Origin of the sequence: Pantoea sp. sgz302252 (assembly GCF_047713085.1) — a bacterium.
Classification (GTDB): Bacteria; Pseudomonadota; Gammaproteobacteria; order Enterobacterales; family Enterobacteriaceae; genus Scandinavium.
On sequence record NZ_JBLFJW010000002.1, the window covers coordinates 1 to 18,871 of the forward strand.

Sequence of the window (18,871 nt, forward strand, 5' to 3'; positions counted from 1 at the left end):
TTTTGGTTTTGTACTTCTGATTTGGCAGCAGGACAGCAACATCAAACTTGAGTTTGGCGATATCAACGCCGACGGAGACAAGACTCATCATGGCACTCCATAACCTTATGAATAATATCGCCGGACCATCCTTATATGTGGGTGCTCGGGGCACAGGATACCGTTCGGTCTTGAGGCGACAGGGAAACAGGTTACCGGGGCATAATCTCTCCCACGGGCTCAGGGGCACCAGGGCCGGGTGATGCTCACCGGTAACCTCCCGATGATCAGTCGGGGATCTTCTCCGCAGAAACGGAGAAGATCAAGACATAAGGGCCGGGGTGAGGGGACCTGCACTGTTTTGTCTTGCTCCCTCTCCCTATCGGGAGAGGGCAGGGGAGAGGGGCGCGCTCTACACTACCCTTCCACATCCAACATCATCAAAAATCAGCCTTCAACACCACACGATAACGAGCTTTTCCGTCACGCACATGCTTCAGCGCTTCGTTGATTTTCGACATCGGGAACAGCTCCGTCGTCGGCGACACCTTCGCTCGCCCGGCAAACTTCATCAGCTTGCGCAGCTCCGCCGGGTTACCCGTCGCCGAACCGGAGATGCTGCGGTCGCCGCCAATCAGCGTAAACGCAGGCACCTGCAACGGCTTCATCACCGCACCCACTGTATGGAAGTTGCCGCCATAGGCCAGCGCTTCGAAGTACGGCTGCCAGTCGAGATCGACCGCCACGGTGTTGATGATCAAATCGAACTGACCCGCCAGGGCTTTCAGCGCTTCCGGATCGCGGCTGTTCACCACACGATCGGCTCCCATCGCCAGCACTTCTTTCTCTTTCGCCGGATTGGAGCTAAACGCCGTCACCTCCGCACCCATGGCACGCAGAAGCTTAATGGCGATGTGCCCCAGCCCGCCGATACCAATCACCCCCACGCGGCTGGTGGCGGTCACGGTGTTCAGCAGCAGAGGTTTGAAGACGGTGATGCCGCCGCACAGCAGCGGGCCGGCGGATTCAAAATCGATGTTTTCAGGCAGCGGGATAACCCATTGCCAGTCTGCTCTCAGCTTATTGGCAAAGCCGCCGCGGTTCATGATGGTCGGCAGCGAGCCTTCCAGACAGTTGATTTGGTTGCCGCTGATACAGGCGTCGCAGTGCCCACAGCTACGTGCCGTCCAGCCCACGCCCACGCGTTGGCCCACTTTCAGGCCTTTGCTCTGCGCCGCGCTGCCAAGGGCCGCCACGCGACCAATGATTTCATGGCCTGCAACCAGAGGATAGCTCGACATGCCCCATTCGTTGTCGATCATCGACAAATCCGAATGGCAGATGCCGCAGTAATCGACCTGCACTTCCACATCTTCCGGCTGCAGTTCGCCTGCATCGTATTCCCAGACTTCCAGATCGGCCCCGGCCTGTTTTGCGGCGTAGCTTTTTATGATGGACATCGCACTTCCCTCATTATGGTGTTGAACTGGAAGTGTAGAGCATGGCGCGGAGCAGCGCTTGGCAGAAGGGGGCGTGAAGGAGGCGCTAAGAGCTGCGTAGTTTGCTCCCTCGCCCCTTGGGGGAGAGGACTGGGGTGAGGGGAAAGCAGTTCCCTTGCACGATGCTTGAAATCATTCGCAAAATTCCGCTGCTGAAAATTTCAACACTTAACAGACGCTGCCCACAACGCTGCTTGCAAGCCACCGCATGACAGGTATAATCCAACACGTTTCCGCATCACCCTTCCGTGCCGGAGTGGCGAAATCGGTAGACGCAGTTGATTCAAAATCAACCGTAGAAATACGTGCCGGTTCGAGTCCGGCCTTCGGCACCAAAAAAAAATCGATGTTCCTCGTAAATCTCACCAAAAATTCTTTTTCTGCTTGTACAACGTTGAAAACAATGACATAAAATATTTATGGCATTTTTAATCATTTTGTACATGGCAATATTGCTAATTAGTAACATCACTTTCATAAAGGAACGAAAGATGAGTAGAGACTTTAGACAGGCAGCTGAGCATAACTATAACTTTACAAGAATGGGATCATTAGGGTCGTTTACACCATTAGATGCACAGCCTCTTGAGTTTATTATGACTTCAATGAAAATTGAAGATATATTTAATTTATCCTTTGCTAAAGATATTCAAGAAAGCAAGCGTGACTTTGATGCTCTAATTCAGCGAGACATTGATGAAGATAGAGCAAGGAAAGATATCTGCAATTATATTTCACCGACTGAACAGAAGGTTAATGGTGTTACTTTTCTTCCACCTCTGATAGTTTCAATTATCGAAGTAGATGATAATAATAACATCCAACCTTTTTATCCTGATCTGAAAGTAACATTAAAACCGGATGAATTTGATGGGACTCTTTTAAGAGAATGGAAAGGGTTGTTTAAAATAACATCGTATTTAGATGAGGCAAATGGCGCGCCATTTTTTATTGAAAGCCTGAGTGATCAAAAAAATATTGATATCAATAATGCAAAGTTGGAAATGTTTATTCCATCTTCTGGCAAAGGGGGGCGCTTAGTTGTAATTGATGGACAGCATAGGTTGTATGCACTGAAGCATTTGAGGCAGTACGAGAAAGAAAAAGTAAAAAATGTAACTGTCCCTGTGTGCATAATATATTCTCCATTTTCTACACAAACAATGAAGCAAGAAATATCAACATTTTCTGATGTGCCTGGAGTGCTAAGAAAGCTTTTTGTCGATATAAACTCAACTGTAGAGAAAGTTAGCGGACATTATTTGACATTGTTATCTGATGACAATTTAGGTTCTGTAATTTGCCGAGAGTTTTGTTCTTCTGTATTAAAGGATGATAAATATGGAGAGTATGGGCTTGGCGTAATTGAATGGAATACAAAAAATCATAAGGAGTCTTTGACCATATCTAGAAAGCATTCAACTACTAGTATTGGGGTGCTTTATTCTGCTCTAGAAGATAATTTATCAAAATCTAAAGGTGCTTTAGCTGCGTTGAATAGCATACTAAATTTGGAATCAATTCCAAAACAAATTAGTTCAAGTGATTTAGACCTAGATAACTTTGACACTGATGATGTAAGTGAAGAGTATCCATGGCGAGATTTTCAAAGCATAAGTAAAGTTTGTCTTAAAGAAAAAATAAATACAGAAATAGTTGATGGATTGAAGAGGATTTTCTTCGAGCCAACATCGTATTTAAAGTCTTTTGAAATTTATAAGAATCTTGTAGAAACCAAGCTAAAGGTTATTAAAGAAAATCGTGATATTTATACTGAGTGTGCAGAGCATATTCAGAATTATTATCTGAAAAATCAACCAATACCTAAAGCGCAAGAAGTCGAACTTAAATGCAAGAATAAATTGGCTGAGTTAAATGATTGGTTTACTGTAGAGAGAGAGTTACAAGTGGATAGAATCTACTTCCTCTCTGTTTTTCAGAAGGCTTATATTTCAGCATATATTGATTGGCTGAAAATTTTCTCCGGCAAAGAAGAGTGCGTAGCTACTAGGAATGATTCTTTTATAAAATTTGCCAATATTGTCATGGATAAAGATCTTTCTCTATTTGATAGCTCAATGAGCTATATACAAGGTACTATTTATGATGGTCCAAAAATTAGAGCTACGAAAGCTTGTATAAAACAAATAAAAAATCTTTTCCTCGCGTTATTAGGAAACGAAAAAATAGTTGAAGCCTTGAGGGCAGATTTTGGTTTCGATACAAAAATAGCTTCTTCTTTGATAAATCTAGGTTTGGAGTCAGGGAAAAAATTCTTTACCTCTATGAAGTCAGATAAAGAAAAAAGCTTTGCTAAGAATTACAAACATAACTTTAACGTTTCTGTAGAAAGTAAATTAAAATTAACTGAAGCAGAAAAAGCTAGAGATATGTTGATCGGTACTGACTCCGATCAAGAGAAAAGGTTAGAAGCAAATATCGATTTTGAAAATCTTATAAAGAATCTCGTAAGGGAAGATCTGATAATAAGCTTGAAGGCGCTAAGGTCAAGACTAAATTATGATGATATTATTTATTTAACATACGAAGAAGATTCTATAGATGAGTAAGAGATTAGATTATATAATTGATCTAAGAACTTCAGGTTGCGATATCGAAACTGCGGCTTTATTAGCCGCAGATTATAATCTATTATACATAGTCGACCGCCATGACTATTTTGATGACGCCTCTATAGGTGTATTGGCTGAGGGTATATCATATTTTATATGCGGCAATGATAGTTTGCATGATATTGTTTTGAGCCTTGTTCTTAAATTTGATCTATCTAAAACGTACATTGCAATTATAGATAAACATCAAATAAAACCTGTGGCGAAATGCAAGAATAGTGATGTATTCACATCTTTACGGAAGGCTGAAGTATGTACGCCATATGATATTCGTAATCTATCTAAAGAGATAACAATAAGTAGCATTCTATTCGAGAATATAAAAATACAAACTTACTTAAACTCAACTTTTACCGCAATGGATAATGTTAGTTTCAAGGAGTTGTTAATTTTTTGTGGAAGCACTGGATTATCTGATAAATCAATACATAATGCAAAAAATGGCAGCTATAAAAAATCATTAGAGTTTAATGAGTTATTTTCCTTAAGAGAGTATTATGATTCAATAGTTGCAAATCAGACATTAGCAAAACACGTTTCATCTCTTGTTAAATTACGTAGAAATAAAATTCAGATGCTTTTGACATCATTTTATGACAAACAGGGAGGGTTCACGGAATTTGCAGGTTTTCCTGTAATATTTAAGTACCTTGCTGCTTATTTACTTCTGTGCGCGCAATATAAAGCAAAGTATGAGATGTTTAACTCGGCTTTTTTATATGCTTTTAGATCGTTAGATTGGCTTTGTGATGGGATTTTGATAATGAATGGTGATGCAAAAGTTGGCAGCAATGTAAAGCACACAGATGAACTACTTATTATTCAGGGTGGGAAACTCTCAAAACCACTGGGGTTTGGTGCTAAGTGGAAGATATTGCTTCCTTGTGCGACATTTTTAAAATTAAATTCTAACATAAAAAATACGCTTGATGATTATATAAAAATAAGGAATAAACATGTTATGACTCATGGTTCATTAAGAATTAGTGAAAGTTATTTTATAGAGTTCAGAAAAAACCTATTAAACTTTTATGCACAAATTGATAGTCTGACAAATGCTAATGGTTTTACGTTAAATAATGTTATGGGTAATTTTAATGATATTTTTAGGTTGAATTATTCTAATTTCATTTTTGATTCTCTCTGTAATGAGTTTAATTATAAGTTGAATAATGCAAGTTAATACAAGGATGACAGTATAGAGTTACTGTCATCCTAATAAATATCTAATATATCATTTTCACAAAATCGATGAAGCTACGACAATTTCTTAAAGATGTAATCCCATCTTCAACATGTGCAGCCCACGCCTTAATCAAATCCTTTTGTTCCATATGCGGATAAAGCATTTTCAACACCAATTGTGTAGCCTGAAGTGTTTCACCCAGCCAAGTAATTTTGTCAAGAACCAACGAACCATCTAGCTTTCTACTTTCGCGCTCGGTTGAATAACGGAAATCGCTTTCTACTGAACGGAAAAATGCCAGACGAGCAGCAACGTTAGGGGTGATTCCCGTATAAGCTTTCAATTTCTTGAGCTGTTCTTCAGTTTGACGACTGAGCTGCATTCTGTTTGGGAGCATCAAACTGCCTCCTTTGTTAATTCCCAAAAGTACCCAGGTTTAAGCGACGAGGATTTCGTGTGCGCATTGAAAACAATTTCATATGCATGAGAAATATCATCACGAAGCTGGTCAACAAAATATTTTTCATCCACTTCTGTGTCAGTAGATAGTAATACAACCTGATGGCTGGCATAAGGGAAGTAATGATTAATAAGCTTGTCTCTATGCTGAGAGTCCAGGCGACCTAATGGTGTATCAATAATCACTGGTAAATCGCGACCAGATGTTTTAGCCAACGCTTCAAGAATAGCTATTGCATAAATTTGTTTCTCACCTGCAGAAAGGAGTTTGCGATTAATGACATTATTGTTTTCATCAACTAACTCCACATCAAACGTATTAGGGTTAATGTGAGCATTCAGCTGCAAATCTTCTTTACGAGCTAGTTTATGGTAAGCGGTCTCGAAATTTGCTGAAAGAGTTTTCACACGCGCTTGTGTTAAAAGCTCACTATAACGGTCAAGGAGATTGATTGTTTCTTGAGCGTTGTTCAATGCGCTATTGAAGTTATGTTGGCTGCGTGTGGTGTCATGCGCTTTTTGAACCTGTCGGGCACATTCTAATTGCTGCTGTTTAGTTTGTTTAGCATTTTCAAGTAGTAAACGATATTCCTGCTTTTTACTTTCACGCTTGTGATCGAGCTCTCGCAGTTTTTCAAAGATATCGATCAACTGTTCATCTTCTGGCGCACGGGCGATATTCGCTGCAGCTTGCTCTAACTGCTCCTCAACCTCAGCTAATTGATTGCGATAAAGATCAAAACGTTGCCAGGCCTTTTTGCTATCCTGTTCAAAAGATTGCTGGATCATCCCGGCTTCACGTTCCGAAATATCAAACAGCAGTTCACCCTTAGGTTTAGCTGCCAAATAGTCTTTCAGGTTATCTTCGATTGCTTCAGTGGCTATCTTACCTGTAGTGCTTGAGCGGAATGAAATATCTTGCTTGAGCTGAGTTAGAAATTGATTCAGTTCTTTCTCAAAGCTGTTTGCCTGCTTAATTTGTATCTCAGCGTCAATTTGCTCAAGTAAGCGAGTTAGCGTCTTGGGAGCAAGAGCATAAGGTAGTGATGTATCACATTCATGGCGGAGCGCTTTCTCCAGGCGGTCTTTCTCTTTCAGTAGAGTTTCAACTTTCTGCTTTTCTTGAGCTTTAGTCTGAGCAAATGCACCGCCTTGTGCATTAAGAAGTGCCTCATGCTGCATGATTTCCTTGTTGATTAAATCAATACGCATTTTAGCAACATCTGCTTTTTCTAGGATTGATTCTGTCTCAAATTCAAATTGCTTGATCTGCTCTTCCAAGGCAGCAAGTTTTTGCTGTTGTGACTCTGCTAATTGACCCGATTGTTGGCGCTTAACGAAGATCATCAAGTCATTACGAAGTTTCTCAATGAGATCTAAACCCAATAGACGACGCACCGCTGTACGCAGAATATTTCCAGATTCATCCTCTGCTAGTTCAGCAATTTTTTCACCATCAAAGAAGAACAGATCGGCAATGCCATGCGGGATCAATTCATTCAGGAAACCTTGGCACTGATCATAACCTAGCCCTTGTATTTCCAGACCATCTTGTTGGAGGACTAATTTATCCTTTTTACCTTTCTGCCAGGTACGAGTGACGGTAAATTCAGCCTCATGCCCGCTTTTATTGTAGGTGAATATCAGTTCAACTGAGGCTTCCTCTGGCTTTTCACCTGTGCTGGAACCGTTATGTACCAGTGCGCTCAGTTCTTCCACATATTCTTGCTGCTGGGTGGCTGAGCCGAATGCCAATCTACCATACAGAGCAAGGCGAATTGCTGAAAGAATCGATGTTTTACCAGCTCCGTTTAACCCACCGAAAAGAACTATTGGACGTGGATTACTATCGTTTAGGCGCTTTTTTGGGGCTAGATCGATAACATGCGTTCCATTGAAAACCCGGAAATTATGCAATACCAGTTGTTTAATTAGCATTCTGTTCTTCCTCACTGGCAAGCAGATTTGGTTCACTCACATCGGCAATTCTGCGCTGTAGCATTTGCAAATCGGCTTCTAATCTTGCCACTTCTTCCTGATGAATATCCCGTTCATTGCGTTTTTGCAAAGCGTCCTGCTGCTGCTTTATTTCTTCCAGACTTCCCCAATCCTGTTTGAGGATGGTGCCTAATTTATCGAAGATGCCCTGACGACGGCTGAGTCCTTCCATAGAAACTTCTAGTTCAATCAGTTTCTTAACCATCTCAGGAACCACATCAAATCCTTGGGCAATTTGCTCAAGAAGTTCCGCATCGCTTGCGTCAAAACGAGATTGGTCATCGATAACCCAATCCAGGTCTTTTCCGTATACGTCACGGTAAATCCCTGGCAGTGTATCGTACCAATCTGGTTCGTTTGGGTCTTTCAGCCACTGTTGTCGAATTGCATGCAATTCTGGCTGGGTGATCAGTGTGATTGTATGGCCTTGAGCGTTCATATCGCGCTCAATTTCCAGCAATTCTTTTAGCCACTGCTGACGGTATTTTAGCCAATAAGGTCCCGGGACATGTTTACGTTCCGCGCTAAGCTCTTCGCCGTCTTTGGCATATTGATAGCTGACTTTCCCGGTCCTGCGTTTGTAGTTACGAAACGTATCTTTATTCGCAGGGTCGGTTGTGAATGCTAACAGGTCACGGTATTTCAGTAATGGTGACATCCATTCTTCACCGTTCTGAATAAGACTTTCCATTGCCTTATCTTTAGTCACTACGGTACAGGTCCAGCAGCCAAAACGAGAGTTACCACAGGAAGGGGTACTTTCGTCGATAACAAGTGGACACTCACCCTGTGAGGATGAATCCATATAAAGCGTCCAGAGAGGGCGGTTATTTCCACTCCATGGGCTTTCCCACTCCTCAACATCATCAGGAGCATAGCGGAATGCCCCACGAAGAAGTTTCCACACATCTTCTACATCCCACGTATCGATCGGGGTATAGATGAAAGCATTGGGTAATGTTGTGTGACGAGCCAGGCGTGATCCATCAATCTTGTGCTTAGCAATAACCTGCGCGCGCGATGCACTTTCGCTACTACGTGATCCTAAAACAACAATCACTTCATCAAATTTGCTGACTTTATCCTTAATAAAGTCACTGACCGGATTAATCTTCATGCGCTCTGTACACCAACGGAAACTTCGTGTCGGCGCAGGATAGCCTTTACCCAGCAGATTGACCCAAAACGTTTCGCTAGTCTTCGGCATGACTGAATGCTGCGTGATTGGGAGCCCATCACGTTTTGCCCCAGCTTCAATCTGCAGCATGGTTTTTTTTATCAAATCCACAACAACAGGCGTTTCAACCAAAGTATCGGATGACACCAGGAAGATGTCTTTGGTGCGCATTTCAGGTGGCAAGCCAAGCAACGCCAGATAGACGAGAGTGATGACGGCGGATGAATCTTTACCTCCACTATAGCCAATCACCCATGGACGTTTGTCCGCGCAGTAGACACGTTGCACTTCAGAAACAAAATCAGCGAGCGAACGCCCGGCAAACTGTTCCTGGTTGATGAATTCTTCATAGTCGGCCAGATCGTAGGCCAGAGTCAGTGTACTCATGAGACAACCATTTGAGCTTCAAGCTCCTGTTCTTCAGGAGTGAGGGGAATTGATAGCGCATTTTTTAGCGCATTGCTGGTCAGCTGAATGGCAATCCCAGTTTTACTGAGCTTGCCGTGCTGCATGGCTCGTTTAACCATTTCAGGGTTACTTTTACGCCAGTCAAAAGTTTTCAGTTGGGTGATTTTTTGATGCCAGTCGTCAGGAGATTCAGCCAGAAGGCTTCGGCCTAATAAACCGAGAGCCTGAAGGCCAATGCCGTGCGCGTGAACATAGTCTTGTCTTAACTGTGCAGGTGAAACTTCTTTTTTGGCTGCAAGCTGCCAGTCAGGCATAGCCTGGAAAACCGTTTTCCAGTAAAGAGTGGCAATGTTTGTATTTTCTTCGATGTCCCCCAATTTGGGGTCTTTGCCAAGAAGCGCTCGAGTAGCTTGCTTAATGCTGCTCAAAGTAAATAGCTTGTTTGATAGCGTACTGATGCTGGATTTTTCAAGTTCAGTCAGTCCGATGAAGGGCTCAATGGTCATTGCCAGATATCGGGCAAGGTTTGAACTCACATCACGGTGATCATAGAGCGCTGAAAGAGATGGGCTAGGTCGAATTGCATACTTGTTGAGGTCGGCAAACATTTGCTGGCTACGTTGTAGGCCTTCATCGACAAAAAACAGCACAGGAATATTGTCTTGTCCAAGCTCCGGGCGTTCTGCCAATGCATCTTCTATCGCTTTTCGGCGGTGCTGCCCATCGTTGATGAGGATCTGTGCATCCATTGGCACGCGGAGCGTTCCGAGATTGTTACTCCCAGGAAACTCATCAAACTGAACTTCTACTGCAATCGATGCTGTTAAGGCTGAGAATACATAATCATTTGGGTTTTCGAGCAGATAGCGGACCATTTCAGGTATACGCGACTTATTTAGTGTTCTCTGAGCTCGTAGCTCAGGAGGTACATCGGTCTCATCAAAACTGAAAATCTTTGGAATGATGCGCATTGGGCAGGTTGCGATGTAGAATGGCCGTCCGGCTTGAATCCCCCTAACCGCTGGGAATGTATACCAATAATTTAAGTCGAAAGTGGACATAGAAGTATCCTGGCTGGATGTATCGCATTACGTCTTATTTTACGTAATGCGATCAAGTTGTGGAAGCGTTTATTAGAACTTACGTGATTAATCTAGTAAGTAGCTTCTCTTTTACAAGTCCGATTTCTGACCAACTCCCGCCTCTCCACCAAAACCCCATCCCGAAAGTAACGGCTAGGCCAAATCACCGAAGGGTGAACGCCCAATGCCTCTGCGATTAGGTATTCCCCTTTGGGCCATGGGCGTGTCAGCGCATTCGCTAACGTTGATGAACTAAGCCCGGATGCTCGCGATAGCGCGGCGAGTGAGGTTCCTTTCTTGCGTAAACAGGCGATGATATCGGCCTGATGCCAGTCATTTGTCATGATTCCCTCTTGACGATAAACAGTTATGTGTTTGGCTAACAGTCTGATGCTACGTAATTCGTAGTGTCATTGTCATCTGTAAAACTACGTATTTCGTAGTTATGCGATCGACACCTGATCTTCGCTGAAACTCGGTGTAACAGGCGGTTATGTGTAATAGAGGCTAGATTGCTACGTTTCTCGTAGTATCGATAGCATCGAAAAGCTACGACTATCGTAGCTATGAATGAATCCACTCTTTATCAATCCATCTTTTGCGAGCGCCTGAAATCGGCGCGGCTGGCAAAAGGTTTATCGCAGAAGAAACTCGGCATCCTTGCGGGGATAGACGAGTTTGTCGCGAGCACACGAATCAATCGATATGAGAAAGGTGTCCATCAGGCCAGTATCGAAGTGGTTCACCAACTTGCGAAAGCGCTCGATATCCCGCTCGCCTATTTTTATACCGAAGACGACGATCTGGCACTGTTGTTGATGAACTGGAAGCAGATAGATTCCGAGACGAAAAAGAGTCTTCTAACCTCCCTACCCAAAAACTCCTAAGGCCCCACCTCAAGGGGCTTGTCAATTCAGTACTCACCCATCCCGCACTTCACCAAAATCTAACCACTCCCAAGCCGCAGCGACAATCAGGTCACAATCGCGGACGGCGTACGGGTGGTCGCACTGCCACCCGCCGACGAGGAAGAAGCTCATCCTTAGCGGTTGTCCAACTGTGCCCGAACGTTGTTCAGCCCGCTGGTGTTGATGCGGTACGGCTGGCCGTTGACGGACTTGATAAGCTTCTTGGTCCGGAGTTTTTTGAAGACGGCGAGCGTGCAGTCGCTGAGCAGCCTCCCTTCGCGGGTGTAGCACTCAACGTGGGTGATGCGACCGGATGTGTCGCGGCTATGGATAATGCGTCCGCCCTTGGCGAGGACGTGCAGGGGGCGTTGTTCCTGTCGGGAAATATTCATACTGGAAATGCCTGTAATCAACATGGTGCTATGGGTGTTACCGTTCCCTGAAAAACCTCTGGCCGCTGTTGCAGATTTTCCCAGATAAGCGACGGTGGAAAGCGCAATAGGGCCAGCTCACTGCTCCAGCCGCCGCTACCTGCCAGCCCGGCATATTGATACTGGCCGTTCAGGCAGTAGAGCAGGGTGGATAACGTAGCGGCGTCGGCGGTGAGCCAGTTGAGGCTTTCCGGGGGGAGTCATTGGGTTAGCAGAAGAGCTGCCGCAGCAGGATTTCGGCGGATTCAGGTTGCAGCCAGCCCTCCGTGGCGTTTGTCTCGTCGGTGTTTTGGGCAAGCCCGTTACCCCTTCAAGCCCTTTCCCTGAACCTTTTGCATTCTGCCTTTTCGCGCGGTCAGGTTCTGGGGGAAATTGTTTATGGCTGCACGCAAATTGAGGTTTACTGCATCATGACTTCACGCACAAACTCTTTCCTGAGTTGTGTACTGTACGCTTTGCCGTAAAACTGCACCGTTGCATCCGGGCGTTTCACGTCCGGGCTGACCTGTTTGTTCATCGGCGTGGAGCCGAAGGCTTTACTCAGCGCCTGTTGTGTTTCGGGCTGAATCAGCCAGTTAAGAAACAGCCGTGATGCCGCCGGGTGAGGGCTGTTAGCGGCAATGGCCGCGATGTTGCCGCCGCCGGGCATACCAAACTCCGGCACGTAAAATTTCAGCCGCGAGGTGATGGCCCCGGTTTTTTGCAGGCCAGCCAGATGGTCTTCCCACGCGGGCGTCAGCATCAGCTCGCCGTCATTCAGGCGCGTCAGGCTGTCAGCGCCGGAGGCGGTGCGGGTGATTTTGTCGCCGTTGGCGGCAAACCACTGCCAGCCTTTCTGCCAGTTTTTCACCACTACCGGGTCAACGCTCTCCGCTTCGCTGTTAAATGCGCCGCCCTGAGTGGTGACGATACGCTGGATAAACGCCTCTCCCGCGCCGCCGTTATTCGGGTCGTTATAGCCGAAGCGCTTTGGATTCGTGTCGATAAAACTCTGTAACTGCTCCAGCGTCTGCGGCAGCGCCCGGTCGCCCATCTGCTGCGGATCGTAAGCCAATCCGGTCTGATTGCCCCAGAACGCCACGGCATAGCCCTGAGTATCGACGTTCTGAATCTGGTGAATGGCATCACCATAGCCTGGCAGATCGTCCACCTTCGCCAGCGCTTTCGCCCCCGTCGTTACCGGCAACTGCGCTACCGACAGGGCGATAACGTCGATTTTGCCCTTCGCTTTGCCCGCTTCCGCCAGCAGCTTGTTCATATTGCCGTCGATACTGCCTTCCGGAATGCGCACCTTAACGCCGTACTGCTGCTCAAAATCCTTCACAAAGCTGCGCCATTGCGGCTGTAAGTACCAGACGTTAAAGGTCACGCTGCCCTCTTTTTTCGCCTGGGCAATCAGGTCGGGGTTATCAGCCGCCGTTGCCAGCGAGCTGCACAGCAGGCCGCCCGCCAGAATCATCACTGCTTTTTTCATCACATTATCTCCTGTAAAAGGTCAGGCTTTCCCCGTGGATTGCGACAGGTAGTTCCCCTTCAGCAACTTCTCGATGATGACCATCAGGATGACATTGGGGATCACCAGAATCATCGACACCACCGCCGCATCCGGGCGGACGAAGGAGTAGCCGAGGAAAGAGTAAAGAATGGTCGGGACGGTGATAAAATCCGGCGCGCCCAGTACGTATGAGATGCTGAACTCCTCCAGACTTCGCACCAGACAAAAAATCAGCGCCGCCAGAAAGCTTGGTTTGAGCAGCTGCAGATAGGCATTACAGAAGGTGCCCCATGCGCCGGAGCCCAGGTCACGGCTGGCGTCGATCAGGTCCTGCGGCACCGCCTTAAACCCTGCCGACATAATGCGGATCGAATAGGGCAGCGTCAGCACCGTATGGCCGATCACAATGCTGATAAACGCGTTGTCGATATTGAGGTTGATCAGCATGGCGCTGAAGAAAATCCCGATCAGCATTCCCGGCATCACCAGCGGGATCAGCGTCAGCATCTCCGCCACCGCCTTGCCGCGAAAGGTCATGCGCCCGAAGGCATACGCGGTGGGCAGTGACAGCAACAGGCTGGCGACCGCTACCGCAGGTGCAATGGTGTAGCTGTTGAACAGCGCCTCGGAAAGCGAAGTCTTTTCCCAGACCAGCAGCCAGCGGCTGAACGACAGCACCGGCGGGAAGATATCCGGGTAGCTCCACGGATGGGCCGGGTCAACCAGCGACCAGAGGATCGCCATGCCGAACGGCATGCCCAGCCAGACCAGGTTGGCGACCACGAAGAAGATCAGCGAAATCGTCACCACCCGGCGACCGTTGGCAGTGTGGCTCATTTGACCTCTCCTTTGCGGGTGGCAAACGGGGTAATTAGCGTGGCGATCAGCAGCGTGCAGATAGCCGCCGTGACCATAATGATCACCGCAATGACCGCCGCGTTATTCCACTCGCCGTACTCCATGGCGGTGGCCTGCATCAGCCGCGCCAGCGAGTAGGTGTTGCGCGGCCCGGCCACCGAGAAGAAGGCGAAGTCGCCCAGCGCGCCGATAAACACCAGAATCAGCGTCACCTGCACGGCGGGCAGCGTCAGCGGCACGACCACGCCGGTAAAGCTGCGCCAGCGGCTGGCGCCGAGATTGCTGGCGGCGTCCAGCACGTCGTTACGAATGGCGTTGACCGCACCGCCAACCAGGATCAGGGCGAAGGGCAGGTTCTTCCAGATTTGCAGGATAACGACGCCCCAGCCGAAATCATCGTTCTGCATGCGCAGCGGCTCGCTGATAATCCCCAGCGCCAGCAGCAGCTCGTTGATAATGCCGTGGTAAGCGACGATATTGACGAACAGAAACGCCGCCACCAGGCCGGGGATAAACATCGGTGCACGCAGCACCGCGATAATGCCCTCTTTACCGGCCATCGGTTTACGCAGCCACAGCGCCAGCGGATACGCGAAAATCACCGAGCCGAACGCCCCCAGTAGCGATACTTTCACCGAGTAGAGCAGGGCGCTTTGCAGCACTTCGTCCTGCAACATATTGCGCCAGTATTCCAGCGAGAAATGGCTGTCGCCTTCGAGGTTGAACCAGCCCAGACTCTGGACGATCACCACGTAAAATGTCGATCCCATCAGCAGCAGAATGGTACCCAGCCCGCTGAGCATCAGCAGCCAGGCGACCGCATCATTGCGCCAGTTTTTCATGATACTGGCTCCAGAAAATGGATGGCGTTTTCCGCCAGACGGAAGCAGGCGCGCTCGCCGGGGGCGACGGGCGGTTTTTTGATTAGCTGTAAACGGACCGACAGCCCGGCGTCGTTATGGCCCCAGGCTTCGGTGAGGTTGCCCATAAAGGCCATTTTGTCGAGCGTCAGGGTGAAGTGGTTGTCGCCCGCCTGCGGCTGGCTGACATACTGCGCATCTTCCGGTCGCCAGCAGATATAGCAGTGCTCCGCACGTGGCGGCTGCGCGGAATGCACGTAAAACTCACCGAGGGCGCAGCGTACCCGGTAATAGCCCGGCTGCTCTGCGGGCGTGACCTGCGCGGTGTCGATATTGGCCGCGCCGATAAAGTCCGCCACAAAGCGGTTGGCCGGGCGGTAGTAAATCTCCTCCGGCTTGCCGATCTGCTCGACGTTTCCGGCGTTCAGCACCACGATTTTATCCGACATCGCCAGCGCTTCCGCCTGGTCATGGGTGACGTAAATCGAGGTGAGCTGATACTGCCGCTGGAGTTCCTTGATTTCAAAACGCACGCTTTCGCGCAGTTTGGCATCGAGGTTGGAGAGCGGTTCGTCGAACAGGATCACGTCCGGGCGGGTGATCATCGCCCGCGCCAGCGCCACGCGCTGCTGCTGGCCGCCGGAGAGCTGGGCGGGCATTTTCAGACGTTGATTTTCCAGCCCCACCTGCTTCAGCGCCTCCGCCAGCCGGGCCTGCTGTTCACTGATGGCGACTTTTTTCTGCTTCAGGCCGAAGCAGATGTTGTGCGCCACGTTAAGGTGTGGAAACAGTGCGTAGGACTGGAAGCACATGGCGGTGTTGCGCTTTTCCGGCGGCAGCGCGTTCACCGTTTTATCGCCAATCAGAATGCGCCCGCTGTCCGGCTGATGAAAGCCGCCAATCATTTTCAGCAGGGTGGTTTTACCGCAGCCGCTCGGCCCGAGCAGGGTGACGAACTCCCCCTCTTCGGCACAGAACGAGATTTCCCTGGCGGCGTAGAATTCGCCGAACGTTTTGGTCACCTGTTCCAGAACCAGTTTTGACATGAGTCTGTTTTCCGTCGATTAAAAAGATGATTATTAAATTTACACGCTAAACATTAAATTTATGTGACGCAGATCCTCAAAGCTAAAAAATGATCTAAATATCATATTAAATATATATAAAACAATGTATTGAATATGAAAAGATAAAAACATCTTTCACATTTAAATTTAAGTAGTAAAGTTAATAACCATCTTACATTCGAGAGGAAAAGAAGATGGCGTTTAACTTTCACCGGGCGGCAGAGGGGATCGTGCTGGCCAACAGCCACCGGGGTTATTCCAGTTGTGCGCCGGAAAACACCTTTCCGGCCTTTGAAGCCGCCCGCCTGGCGGAAACCCACTGTATCGAAATCGATATCCACCTGACGGCGGATAACCAACTGGTGGTCACGCACGATCACCGTATCGACCGGGTGTCCACCGGACACGGATTTGTGGAGCAGATGACGTACCCGCAACTGCTGGCGTGTGATTTTGGCGTGAAATACCATCCGTCGTTTGCCGGAACGCACATCCCCCTGCTGGCGGACGTGCTGCGCTGGGCGGTGGAAAACGGCATGGGGCTGATTGTTGAGGTCAAACAGCGCAACCGCCATGACGAGTTTGTGGTGGCGCTGGTCGCGCTACTGCGTGAGCAGCCGGAGGCCCTCGGCCATATCCAGTTGCTGGGCTTCAACCATGTGCTGATCAACCGGGTGAAGGCGCAAATACCGCAACTGGCGTTACAGGTGGTGACGCTGGAGCGGTACAATAACCAACTGGCTGCGGTGCAGCAGTCCAATGCCGGATGCGTCTGCTTTGAGTTCGAGTTCGCCCATATCGACGACCTGCGGGCCTACAAAAACGCCGGACTGGGCGTGCGGATGTATCTGCATGAAATGAAAAACGGCCTGACGCCGCTGGAGCAATACGACAATAAATTCGGCTGCGACAGCCGTCCGGTGATTATCGGCTGGATGCAGGCGGGGCTGATTGATATGCTCAGCCACGATGATATTCCGTATCTGCAGGGGCTGATTGAAGAAGCCGGACTGCGCTGGGATTAGATAAAAAATTAAGGACTCCATGAACGCCCACTCTGAACGCCTTGAACTGCGCGGTTCGCAGCGCCTGCTGCTGGAACTGATCCGCCGCCACGCGCCGGTGACGCGAGCCGAACTGGCTCGGCTGTCCGGGCTGACGGCGGGGGCGATCACCCAGCAGTGCCGGGAGCTGATGTTCTCCGGCCTGGTGGTGGAAGGGGAGCGCAATACCGGACAGCGCGGCCAGCCGTCGCTGCCGCTGCGTCTTAACCCCGGCGGCGGCTGTGCCATCGGGCTGTCGTTCAGTCCTGGCTTTATCGATATGACGGTAGTCGATCTCAGCGGTCGCCAGCTACTGTCGCTTTCCGAAGCGCATCAGGAGAATCAGCCGCTGGAGGCGACCCTTGCGCAGATCAAAACCTTGGTGGAGCAGATGCTGAAAAAGCGCCAGCTCCAGCACGCGCGTATCCTCGGCATTGGCTATGCGGTGCCGGGCTTTCTGAAAGCGGACGGGCGCAAACGCCACAGCGTGCCGTGGCTGGAGAGCTGGCGCGAGGTGGATTTACAGCAGGCGTTTGCCGACAACCTGCCGTGGCCGACGTGGGTGGAGAACAACGCCAACGCGTCGGCGGTAGGCGAGCTGTACAGCGGCGAATGGAATGCGTACAGCGATCTGACTTTTATCGACCTCGGCTACGGTATTGGCGCGGGGATTATCTCCGGGCATAAAATGCTGCGCGGCGGGTTCAGCAATGCCGGTGAAGTCGGGATGGCATTTCCGTCCGGCACGCCGCGCCCGTCGTATAAGGATCTGCTTGCCACGCTGGAGCGTGAAGGGTTAACGGAAGCGCAGCTACCGGAACTGATCGCCGGGCAGCATCCGCTGCTGGAAAGCTGGTTTGAACGCTGTTGCGGTCAGGTGGAGCAGACGGTGCTCGGCTGCGTGCAGTGGGTGGATCCGCAAATCATCGTACTCGGCGGCGCGATGCCGAAACCGATTATCAGCCGTCTGGTGCAGGAGCTGAATCAACGGCTGGAAACCCGGCTCGACCCCAACCGCCCGAAAGTGAAGCTGGCCGCGTCTTCGATGGGGTCGCAGAGTGCGTCACGCGGCGCGGCGATGATCCCGCTGTATCAGGTGATTAATGAGGACTGAGTTACAGAGAGACGTACTTGCGGGCTACGCTTTGTAGCTCGCTTTGCCAGTCCATGCCCAGGAGTTGTGCCAGACGGATAAACTCCACCACATCCAGACGCCTTTCCCCGTTTCATAGGTTTTCCAGTGAATATGAGTGGCTTCAATGCCGACCAGTGCGCCATCATGTCTGTAACCCTGAAAGGTAAACTGTGCGCATCCACAGGAGCTGTAAATCACGCATCGCTTAACAGCCAATACGCAAAGCCGTGCGTACAAATGCAGGAAGGCATATGACCAGTCGTCCCCAAATGATAATCAACGTGTTACAGGCGAACCCCGGTAAGCAGTTTACGGCCCGCCAACTGGCACAAAAAATTATTGATCATTACAGCGCCGAACTGGCTGAAAAACGTAAAAATCCACGTTTTGCAAGCGACGAAGCTTTTTTAAGCCAAATTACCGCAGAGGTAGGTAGTAGCCGTACTGTTCAAGCGAAAGCTATGTGTCCGCTGGTTTAAAACAAAAGAAAGATTTCTCATGTTTTTATCCTCACAGAAAATAATGAAGCTGACGGGGAAATAAGTAATGGTTTTTTTTAAAGTGATAACGTAATTAATTTCACAATGCTTCGTTTACTTACTGTCTGACACTAGTTGGTTATATTTAAACTAACGGGATCCGCCTCACACTAT

Annotated in this window: 18 protein-coding genes, 1 tRNA gene and 1 pseudogene; 7 read left to right on the top strand and 13 right to left on the bottom strand. The window is 48.6% G+C overall.

The annotated features are described in order from the left end of the window. Positions 1–419: 419 nt before the first annotated feature. Positions 420–1,439, bottom strand: coding sequence for an NADPH-dependent aldehyde reductase Ahr (gene ahr / locus ACLW56_RS01755; protein WP_330982108.1), 1,020 nt, complete (start codon positions 1,437–1,439; stop codon positions 420–422). A gap of 289 nt (positions 1,440–1,728) precedes the next feature. Between ahr and ACLW56_RS01760 the strand changes: the two genes are divergently transcribed. From ACLW56_RS01760 to ACLW56_RS01770, 3 genes are all read left to right on the top strand, one after another. Continuing rightward, positions 1,729–1,813, top strand: a tRNA-Leu gene (locus tag ACLW56_RS01760). Between the two features lie 156 nt (positions 1,814–1,969). Then, complete coding sequence (locus tag ACLW56_RS01765; RefSeq protein ID WP_330982109.1) at positions 1,970–4,048, top strand: hypothetical protein; 2,079 nt, start codon at positions 1,970–1,972, stop codon at positions 4,046–4,048. After that, positions 4,041–5,294 (top strand): hypothetical protein, encoded by a 1,254-nt coding sequence (locus ACLW56_RS01770; RefSeq protein ID WP_330982110.1) that lies wholly within the window; start codon positions 4,041–4,043, stop codon positions 5,292–5,294. Before ACLW56_RS01765 ends, ACLW56_RS01770 begins: the two co-directional genes overlap by 8 nt. 43 nt (positions 5,295–5,337) lie before the next feature. Here the strand turns inward: ACLW56_RS01770 and dndE are convergent, their stop codons facing one another. The 5 genes from dndE to ACLW56_RS01795 form a co-directional block, all read right to left on the bottom strand. After that, a complete protein-coding gene (gene dndE, locus ACLW56_RS01775; protein ID WP_330982111.1) occupies positions 5,338–5,694 on the bottom strand; it encodes a DNA sulfur modification protein DndE in 357 nt (118 codons plus the stop codon). Beyond that, complete coding sequence (gene dndD, locus ACLW56_RS01780) at positions 5,694–7,694, bottom strand: DNA sulfur modification protein DndD (RefSeq protein WP_330982112.1); 2,001 nt, start codon at positions 7,692–7,694, stop codon at positions 5,694–5,696. Before dndD ends, dndE begins: the two co-directional genes overlap by 1 nt. Next, the gene (dndC, locus tag ACLW56_RS01785; protein WP_330982113.1) at positions 7,684–9,318 is read right to left on the bottom strand and encodes a DNA phosphorothioation system sulfurtransferase DndC; all 1,635 of its coding nucleotides are present in this window, start codon (positions 9,316–9,318) and stop codon (positions 7,684–7,686) included. The genes dndD and dndC overlap by 11 nt, the downstream gene beginning before the upstream one ends. Then, the gene (gene dndB, locus ACLW56_RS01790; RefSeq protein ID WP_330982114.1) at positions 9,315–10,400 is read right to left on the bottom strand and encodes a DNA sulfur modification protein DndB; all 1,086 of its coding nucleotides are present in this window, start codon (positions 10,398–10,400) and stop codon (positions 9,315–9,317) included. Before dndB ends, dndC begins: the two co-directional genes overlap by 4 nt. A gap of 92 nt (positions 10,401–10,492) precedes the next feature. Then, positions 10,493–10,765: a helix-turn-helix transcriptional regulator gene (locus ACLW56_RS01795; RefSeq protein ID WP_330982115.1), complete on the bottom strand. Its 273-nt coding sequence runs from the start codon at positions 10,763–10,765 to the stop codon at positions 10,493–10,495. 222 nt (positions 10,766–10,987) lie between these two features. Here ACLW56_RS01795 and ACLW56_RS01800 point away from each other — a divergent pair, with 222 nt between their 5' ends. Further along, positions 10,988–11,308: a helix-turn-helix transcriptional regulator gene (locus tag ACLW56_RS01800; protein WP_330982116.1), complete on the top strand. Its 321-nt coding sequence runs from the start codon at positions 10,988–10,990 to the stop codon at positions 11,306–11,308. A 155-nt stretch (positions 11,309–11,463) separates the two neighbouring features. On the opposite strand, the gene ACLW56_RS01805 is transcribed toward ACLW56_RS01800, so the two are convergent. The 6 genes and pseudogenes from ACLW56_RS01805 to ACLW56_RS01830 form a co-directional block, all read right to left on the bottom strand. Beyond that, positions 11,464–11,721, bottom strand: a complete 258-nt coding sequence (locus tag ACLW56_RS01805; protein WP_330982117.1) for a YjhX family toxin — start codon at positions 11,719–11,721, stop codon at positions 11,464–11,466. 26 nt (positions 11,722–11,747) lie between these two features. Continuing rightward, positions 11,748–11,999, bottom strand: a pseudogene (locus ACLW56_RS01810) (hypothetical protein); the annotation flags it as partial. Positions 12,000–12,160: 161 nt separating this feature from the next. Further along, positions 12,161–13,234 carry an ABC transporter substrate-binding protein gene (locus ACLW56_RS01815; protein WP_330982118.1) on the bottom strand — a complete coding sequence of 358 codons (1,074 nt, stop codon included), beginning with the start codon at positions 13,232–13,234 and terminating at the stop codon, positions 12,161–12,163. Between the two features lie 21 nt (positions 13,235–13,255). Beyond that, positions 13,256–14,092 (bottom strand): ABC transporter permease, encoded by an 837-nt coding sequence (locus ACLW56_RS01820; RefSeq protein WP_330982119.1) that lies wholly within the window; start codon positions 14,090–14,092, stop codon positions 13,256–13,258. Continuing rightward, on the bottom strand, positions 14,089–14,955 hold the full coding sequence (locus tag ACLW56_RS01825) for an ABC transporter permease (protein WP_330982120.1): 867 nt from the start codon (positions 14,953–14,955) through the stop codon (positions 14,089–14,091). Before ACLW56_RS01825 ends, ACLW56_RS01820 begins: the two co-directional genes overlap by 4 nt. Then, positions 14,952–16,019, bottom strand: coding sequence for an ABC transporter ATP-binding protein (locus ACLW56_RS01830; protein WP_330982121.1), 1,068 nt, complete (start codon positions 16,017–16,019; stop codon positions 14,952–14,954). The genes ACLW56_RS01825 and ACLW56_RS01830 overlap by 4 nt, the downstream gene beginning before the upstream one ends. Positions 16,020–16,234: 215 nt before the next feature. Here ACLW56_RS01830 and ACLW56_RS01835 point away from each other — a divergent pair, with 215 nt between their 5' ends. Beyond that, the gene (locus ACLW56_RS01835) at positions 16,235–17,065 is read left to right on the top strand and encodes a glycerophosphodiester phosphodiesterase (RefSeq protein ID WP_330982122.1); all 831 of its coding nucleotides are present in this window, start codon (positions 16,235–16,237) and stop codon (positions 17,063–17,065) included. Between the two features lie 19 nt (positions 17,066–17,084). Continuing rightward, a complete protein-coding gene (locus ACLW56_RS01840) occupies positions 17,085–18,197 on the top strand; it encodes an ROK family transcriptional regulator (RefSeq protein ID WP_330982123.1) in 1,113 nt (370 codons plus the stop codon). Positions 18,198–18,221: 24 nt separating this feature from the next. On the opposite strand, the gene ACLW56_RS01845 is transcribed toward ACLW56_RS01840, so the two are convergent. Further along, positions 18,222–18,434 carry a hypothetical protein gene (locus tag ACLW56_RS01845; RefSeq protein ID WP_330982124.1) on the bottom strand — a complete coding sequence of 71 codons (213 nt, stop codon included), beginning with the start codon at positions 18,432–18,434 and terminating at the stop codon, positions 18,222–18,224. Positions 18,435–18,469: 35 nt separating this feature from the next. On the opposite strand from ACLW56_RS01845, the gene ACLW56_RS01850 reads away from it, so the two are divergent. Next, positions 18,470–18,697 carry a hypothetical protein gene (locus ACLW56_RS01850; protein ID WP_330982125.1) on the top strand — a complete coding sequence of 76 codons (228 nt, stop codon included), beginning with the start codon at positions 18,470–18,472 and terminating at the stop codon, positions 18,695–18,697. Positions 18,698–18,871: the final 174 nt, after the last annotated feature.